Source organism: Myxococcus sp. AB025B, assembly GCF_006518215.1.
Lineage (GTDB): Bacteria > Myxococcota > Myxococcia > Myxococcales > Myxococcaceae > Myxococcus > Myxococcus fulvus.
The window spans coordinates 1-7,246 of sequence record NZ_SRLW01000404.1 but is presented as its reverse complement, the minus strand read 5'-3'; the positions used below and the strand labels follow the sequence as shown (position 1 = coordinate 7,246).

Genomic DNA, 7,246 nt, shown 5'->3' with positions numbered 1-7,246 from the left:
AGGGGACGGGCTCTCCGAGCAACTGGAGCGCCTGTTCCTGCAGGGCGGTGGACTCGTCCGTGTCGTCCCGCCAGTCGAGCGCGGTGGCTTCCTCCAGGAGCAGGTCCGCTTCGCGCAGCACGGCGCCGTCTTCAAGCCGTTCACCTTCGCGAACAACGGCATCATCACGAACGTCGGGTCCTGGAACGCGAGCACCTCGCCCGGCTCCAGGAACGCGCGCAGCGCGCTGTCCAGCACGTCGTCCGAGCCACAGCCCGTCGTCACGCACCCGGCACCGACACCGAGCCGTGAAGCGAGGACGTCGCGCAGGTCGGGCGCGTAGCCTCGCGGGTAACGGGACAGTGACTCCGGACGGGACTCGCGCAGCACCCGCTCCGCCGCGGGAGGCACGCCGAAGAGGTTCGTGTTGTCGCTCAGGTCCACGCGACACGGCCGCTTCGGCGGTGAGTACAGGGGGATGTCCCGGAAGGACTCGCGCAGGGGAATCATGCGCCCCTCCAGGCTCGCGCGGCGTCGGCGTGCGCGAACAGCCCCTCGCTGTCGGCGAGCAGCCCCACGTCCTCCGCCAGCGCCTCGGAGGCCGCGCGCTCGACGCGCTGGTAGGTGGTCCACCGGTAGAAGTCGAGCAGGTTCAGGCCCGAGTACGCCCGCGCCAGCCCCGCCGTGGGCAGCACGTGGTTGGAGCCCGTCATGTAGTCGCCGTACGCCACCGACGAGCGCTCACCGAGGAAGACGGTGCCCGCGTTGCGCACCCTCGCCAGGTCCGCGGAGGGCGCGGCCGTGGCGAGCAACAGGTGCTCCGGCGCGAAGTCCGCCACGAACGGCCACGCCTCCTCCAGCGAGGCGACGCTCAGCACCGCGCCCCGGGAGCGCAGCGCCGCCGCGACGATCTCCTGCCGCTTCGCGTCCTCCGCCAGCCGACGCACCTGCTCCGCGACGGCCTCCGCCACCCCCTCACCGCGCGCCACCGTCACGCACGCGGCATCCGGGTCGTGCTCGGCCTGCGCCAACATCTCCCGCGCCACCGCCTCGGGGCTCGCCGTCTCGTCGGCGACGACGAGGATTTCACTCGGTCCCGCCGGCGCCTCGATGGCCACCGCGCCCACCACCTGGAGCTTGGCCTCCGCCACGTACGCGTTGCCCGGCCCGACGATGCGGTCCACCCGGGGCACGCTCTCCGTGCCGTACGCCATGGCCGCCACCGCGCCCGCGCCCCCCAACGCGAAGACCCGGTCCGCCCCCGCGAGCACCGCCGCCGCCAGCACGCTCGGGTGCGGCAGGCCATCCGGCCCCGGCGGCGAGCAGACGATGACCTCCCCCACTCCCGCCACCTTCGCGGGCACCACGCCCATCAACACGCTGCTCGGATACACCGCTCGCCCGCCGGGCGCGTACACGCCCACGCGGCCCAGCGGGTCGGGCCTGCGTCCCACCAACACCCCCGGCTCCGTCTCCACCTCCACCGCGCGAGGCTTCTGCGCCTCGTGGGCCCGAGCGATGTTGCGCGCCGCGCGCCCCAACGCCCGCGCCACCGAGGGCTCCAGCGACGCGAGCGCCTGCTCACACCGCGCCCGGGGCACCTCCAGCGAGGACAGCTCCGCCCGGTCGAACTGCCGCGCCATCTCGAACAGCGCCCAGTCCCCGTCCAGCCGGACCTTCGCGATGAGCTCCCGCACCCGCGCGGCGATGCGCGTGTCCACATCCCCACCGCGCTCCAACAACCGCTGACGGTCCTGACGCGAGAGGCTGGCCAGCGGCCCCCGGTACCGCAGGAACGAAGGAAGCGACATCATCACGCCACCAGCCTTTCGATGCGCGTGACCAGGATGCCCTCGCACCCCAGCGTCTTCAGCGCGTTGACGGTGCGGTAGATGGTCTTCGCCGGCACCACCGCGTGCACCGCGACGAACCGGCCTCCGTCCAGCACGTCCACCACCGTGGGACCGTTGAGTCCCGGCAGCACCTCACGCACCCGGGGCAGCTCGTCCTTCGGCACGTTCGCCATCAGGTAGCGCTTGCCCCGCGCCGCGAGCACCGAGCCGAGCGCGAGCTTCAGCTCCTCCAGCTTCCTCCGCGCCTCCGGCACGTTCGCCTGGCACGCCACCAGCCGCGCGCTGGACTCCAGCACGGTGGCCACCTCGCGCAGGCCGTTCATCTTCAACGTGGACCCGGTGGACGTCAGGTCCACGACGATGTCCGCGATGCCCAGGTGCGGCGCGATCTCCGCCGCGCCCGACACGGGCACCACCGTGACGCTCTGCCCCCGGCGCGCGAAGTAGTCCTGCGTCAGACGCGGGAAGCATGACGCGACGCGCATGCCGTCACGCACGTCGTTGGCGTGGCTGATTCCACTCTCCTCGCGCGCGGCCACCACCAGGCGGCAGCGCCCGAACTCCAGGTCCATCAGGTGCTCGAGCTCGCGGCCCGCCTCGTTCACCAGGTCCCAGCCGGTGACGCCCGCGTGCGCCGCGCCGTCCGCGACGAACTCCGGGATGTCCTGCGCGCGGACGAAGATGGCCTCGAACTCGCCGCCGAGCGACGCGGTGAGCGCGCGCTCGCCTCGGGCGCGGACCTCCAGGCCCGCATCGTTGAAAAGCTCACGGACCTCTTCGGAGAGGCGGCCTTTGTTGGGAAGAGCGATCTTCAGCAACATGGGTGGACCTGCGGGGGACTGCGGGGGAACGGTGGCCGCGCGGAAACGAAAAAAGGCCCGTCCGGGGGGGGACGGGCCTTCGGTCGCTGCGGCAGGTGCCGGGAGGGTGGTGCGTCTAGTGGCTCACCCAGGCATGCGCATGGCGAACGGTCCCGTCGGGGCCGAGCCGATGATGCGCATGATGGGGATGCACGGAAGAGAGACGCACGGCTCCATCAGTAATGGCAAAGGTGCCCCGCCGTCAACCCGGCCTGCGTCATGCCGCTTGCAAACCCTCGACGGGGCGAGCAGGAAGCAAGGCCATGCGAGTCTCGGACGTCATCATCGTGGGCGGGGGCATCATGGGCTGCGGCATCGCGCTGCGGCTGCGGCAGGCGGGCGTGCGCGTCACCGTCCTGGAGCGCTCCATCCCCGGCGCGGAGGCCAGCAGCGCCGCCGCGGGCATGCTCGCCCCCCAGATGGAGTCAGACGGTCCGGGCCCCTTCCTCGACCTGTGCCTGCGCAGCCGCGGCCTCTACCCCGCCTTCGCCGAGGAGCTGCGCGAGCTGTCCGGCGTGGACATCGCCTACCGGCCCTGCGGCATCCTCAAGGTCGCCTTCGCCGACACCGGCGTGCATCACCTGGAGGCCACCGTCCTGTGGCAGCGCGGCATGGGACTGCGCGCGGAGCTGCTCGATGGCGAGCAGGCCCGGGCGCTCGAGCCGAAGCTGTCCGCCAGGGCCGTGGCCGCCGCGCACTTCCCGGATGACCACCAGGTGGACAACCGGCTGCTGGTGCGCGCGCTGACGATGGCCGCCGCGCGCGTGGGCGCCGAGTTCCGGAGCGGCTACGTGCGCGGCATCGTCCACGAGGACGGCCGCGCGGTGGGCGTGGACCTGGATGGCGAGGTGCTGCGCGCGGACGCCATCGTCCTCGCCGCGGGCTCCTGGTCCTCCCTGGTCCAGGGCGCGGGCGTGGAGGCGAAGTCGGTGCGCCCCGCGCGCGGGCAGATGATCCAGCTCCAGACGCGCCTGCCGTTGCTGCAGCGCGTCCTCACCTCGGAGAAGGGCTACGTCGTGCCGCGCGCGGACGGGCGCGTCATCGCCGGCAGCACCATGGAGCTGGTGGGCTTCGACAAGCAGGTCACGGCGGCGGGGCTGGCGCGCATCCTCGACATGGCCCTGGAGCTGTGCCCGGAGCTGGGCTCGGCGCCCATCACGGAGACGTGGGCCGGCTTCCGTCCCTGGACGGAGGACAAGCGGCCCTACCTGGGCGAGGGGCCCACGCCCGGCCTCTTCCTCGCCACCGGCCACTTCCGCAACGGCATCCTCCTGGCCCCCATCACCGCGAAGCTCGTCGCCCAGGCCGTCCTCGGGGAGCGCACCACCCTGGACCTCGCCCCCTTCCGCCATGACCGGGGAGGCACCGGGGCCCGCGCCTGAACGCCTTGCATCCCACCTGCCCGATGGGCTCCGCCCGCCTGCCCGCTCTGCCTGCCAGGGTCGCCTTCTGGACCGCCGCACTGGACTGTCAACCTGCAAGTGGAGGAAGGTGGTAATTTCCCTGACTCATTCGCCATTGAAACCCGGAAACCTCTAGAATCTCCCGCCGTGGAAGCCATCCCCCCTGCACCACCCCGAATCCTCATCGTCGACGATGACGACTCCGTGCGAGACGTCATCTCGGTCCTCTTGCGTGAAGAGGGCTACAACTGCGTCGTCGCGAGCGGCGCCGAGATGGCGCTGGACGTGGCGGGCGAAGAGGACACCCCGCTCGTCATCAGCGACATGAAGATGCCGGGCAAGGACGGCCTCTGGCTCCTGGAGAACCTGCGGGAGCGACTGCCGGACACGTCCGTCATCATGCTCACCGGCTATGGGGACACGGAGTCCGCGGTGGACTGTCTGCGCCGTGGCGCGGTGGACTACCTGCTCAAGCCACCGAAGCTGACGGACCTCATCCGGGCCATCGAGCGGGCGCTCGCCAAGCGCCGCATCGAGATGGCCCGCAAGCGCTACCAGAAGAAGCTGGAGCGCAAGGTGCGAGATCGCACCGCGGAGCTTCGCAGCGCGCTGCACAACATCGCCAACACCTACCAGAACACGCTGCTGGCCCTGGTCGCCGCGCTGGACGCGCGCGAGCACGAGACGAGCGACCACTCGCAGCGCGTGGTCAGCTACACGTCCGCCATCGCCGGGCGCATGGGCATCCAGGGCAAGGAGCTGGAGGAGATCGGCCGCGGCGCGCTCCTGCACGACATCGGCAAGATTGGCGTGCCGGACGCGGTGCTGCTCAAGCCGGGCAAGCTGACGCCGGACGAGTGGCTGGAGATGCGCAAGCATCCGGAGATCGGCTTCCAGATGATCCAGGCCATCCCGTTCCTGTCCACGCCCTCCGCCATCGTGCTGTCGCACCAGGAGCGCTGGGATGGCGCGGGCTATCCGCGCAACCTGTCGCGGCAGGAGATCCACATCGGCGCGCGCATCTTCGCCGTGGCGGACACGCTGGACGCGATGACGAGCGACCGGCCGTACCGCAAGGGCACGACGTTCGCGAACGCCATCCAGGAGATCCGCCGCTGCGCGAACACGCAGTTCGACCCGGAGGTGGTGCGCGCGTTCCTCGACATCGGCGAGGAAGGGCTCATCCACATCAAGGAGGAGATGAAGAAGAAGAAGCTCCAGCTCCCCGTGGCGGAGCAGGAAGCGAACGAGGCCGAGGCGGAGCTCGCCCGCCTGACGGACCTGGACGACGAGCTGGAGAACGTCCCCGCCGCACCGCGCTCGGGGACGAGCGAGCCCACCGAGCCGAAGGTCGGCGTCATCCGCTCGGCGACAGGCAGTGAAGGCTGAGCCCGTCGTCGGGGAATGAGATGAACAGCCGCCAGCCGGCTGTTAAGAGGTCAGGCCGCCCGTGACGATGCCCGCCCTCCAGACGGATCCACTCGCTGCGCCCCTGCTGGACGCGCAGGGGCGCCGCATGACGTACCTGCGGCTGAGCATCACGGACCGCTGCAACTTCCGCTGCACGTACTGCTCTCCCGCGTCGTGGGGCGGGAAGAAGGACCTGCTCGACGCGCAGGAACTGGGGCGCATCGCCGCCCTCTTCGCGGCCCTGGGCATCCGCCGCGTGCGCCTCACCGGCGGCGAGCCGCTCATCCGCCCGGACATCCTGGAGGTGGCCCGGCGCATCTCCAGCATCCCCGGCATCCAGCACCTGGCCATCACCACCAACGCCAGCCATCTGGAGTCGCTGGCCGCGCCGCTGCGCGAGGCGGGCGTGGACCAGCTCAACATCAGCCTGGACACGCTGTCCGCGGAGACGTTCCGGCGCATCTCCAAGCAGGGCGACTTCGACGCGGTGCTGCGCGGCATCGACCGCGCGGCCCAGGTCGGCTACGGCTCGCTCAAGCTCAACGTGGTGGTGATGCGCGGGGTCAACGACCACGAGGCACGCGCGTTGGTGGAGTACGCGCACGCGCGGGGAATCACGCCGCGATTCATCGAGCTGATGCCCTTCGGCCAGGGCAAGCCCGTGCCCACCACGGAGCTCATCGAGCGGCTGCGCGGCGAGGGCCTCGAGCTGGCACCGGAGCCCGAGGAGACGGGCGCGGCCGCGGACTCCGTCACCTCCGGTCCCGCGCGGTACTGGCGCGCGCCGGGGGGCCGCGTGGGGTTCATCTCACCACTCACGCAGAACTTCTGCGGCGGCTGCAACCGCGTGCGCGTGGCCTCCAATGGGGACTTGAGGAGCTGCCTGGGAGGACGCGCGCAGGCGCCGCTGCACCAGCTCATCCGCGGAGGCGCCACCGACGTGGAGCTGGCGCGCGCCATCCGCGCGGCGCTGGGCGACAAGCCGGAGGGCCACCGCTTCACCGAGCCCGGCAACGGCGCCACGCTGCTGTCGATGATGGGCATCGGCGGCTGAAGCCGCACACCCCAGGAACACGACGGGCGGGCCCGCACGACTCGCGCAGGACCCGCCCGGTGCAACCGGAGCTCCCATGGGGAGCCCCGCGCGGGACTACTTCACCAACCGGATGGCGAACGGGTACCTGTACAGCTGACCCTCGTTCGCCTTGAGGCCGGCGATGATGGAGAACACCAGCGCCACCACGCCGACGATGGGCAGCAGCACGAAGCCGATGCCCACGCACAGGGTGATGGAGGCCACCACCGCCGCGATGAAGATGGTGATCTGGAAGTTCAGCGACTCCACCGAGTGCTCGCGGATGAAGGACGACTCCTTGCCCTTCGTCAGCATCAGCACCAGTGGAACGGCGAAGCCCAGTCCCACGAAGTTGCCCAGGATGGTGCCCATATGGGCAATCAGCGCCATCGTCTTCTCGTCCTGGGTCGGCATCGGCGTGCCGGTGATGTACGAACCCACTTGTTCCCGCGGCGGAGTCTCCATGAAGTCTCCCCTCCCGATCATCGAGGGCGCGAACGCCGCGCCCATGCCCACCTACCATGGCATGCACACACTCTGATTGTCACGTCTGGGACAGGTGAGGCACCGCGTCGTTTGACGCCCTCGATTCCGGGTTTCTTGCTCAGCGATACAACTCACTTCCCGCCTGCTTGAATTCCTCCCCCTTCGCCTCCATCCCCGCCC

General features: G+C 70.7%; 7 protein-coding genes. 3 read left to right on the top strand and 4 right to left on the bottom strand.

The window, feature by feature from the left end:
- The 3 genes from FL311_RS39125 to hisG form a co-directional block, all read right to left on the bottom strand.
- On the bottom strand, positions 1-489 hold a 489-nt coding region (locus tag FL311_RS39125; protein ID WP_368668614.1), incomplete at its 3' end, for an aminotransferase class I/II-fold pyridoxal phosphate-dependent enzyme.
- Entirely contained in the window at positions 486-1,790 is a 1,305-nt protein-coding gene (hisD, locus tag FL311_RS39120; RefSeq protein ID WP_141332746.1) for a histidinol dehydrogenase, read from the bottom strand. The genes hisD and FL311_RS39125, both read right to left, overlap by 4 nt.
- Before the next feature lie 2 nt (positions 1,791-1,792).
- The gene (gene hisG / locus FL311_RS39115) at positions 1,793-2,653 is read right to left on the bottom strand and encodes an ATP phosphoribosyltransferase (RefSeq protein ID WP_141332745.1); all 861 of its coding nucleotides are present in this window, start codon (positions 2,651-2,653) and stop codon (positions 1,793-1,795) included.
- Between the two features lie 302 nt (positions 2,654-2,955).
- Here hisG and thiO point away from each other — a divergent pair, with 302 nt between their 5' ends.
- The 3 genes from thiO to moaA all read left to right on the top strand — a co-directional run bounded on the left by thiO (position 2,956) and on the right by moaA (position 6,559).
- A complete protein-coding gene (gene thiO / locus FL311_RS39110; RefSeq protein WP_141332744.1) occupies positions 2,956-4,074 on the top strand; it encodes a glycine oxidase ThiO in 1,119 nt (372 codons plus the stop codon).
- A 168-nt stretch (positions 4,075-4,242) separates the two neighbouring features.
- Entirely contained in the window at positions 4,243-5,484 is a 1,242-nt protein-coding gene (locus tag FL311_RS39105; RefSeq protein WP_141332743.1) for an HD-GYP domain-containing protein, read from the top strand.
- Between the two features lie 67 nt (positions 5,485-5,551).
- Positions 5,552-6,559, top strand: coding sequence for a GTP 3',8-cyclase MoaA (gene moaA / locus FL311_RS39100; RefSeq protein ID WP_194869561.1), 1,008 nt, complete (start codon positions 5,552-5,554; stop codon positions 6,557-6,559).
- A 96-nt stretch (positions 6,560-6,655) separates the two neighbouring features.
- Here the strand turns inward: moaA and FL311_RS39095 are convergent, their stop codons facing one another.
- Complete coding sequence (locus tag FL311_RS39095) at positions 6,656-7,045, bottom strand: DUF4870 domain-containing protein (protein WP_141332741.1); 390 nt, start codon at positions 7,043-7,045, stop codon at positions 6,656-6,658.
- Positions 7,046-7,246 lie beyond the last annotated feature (201 nt).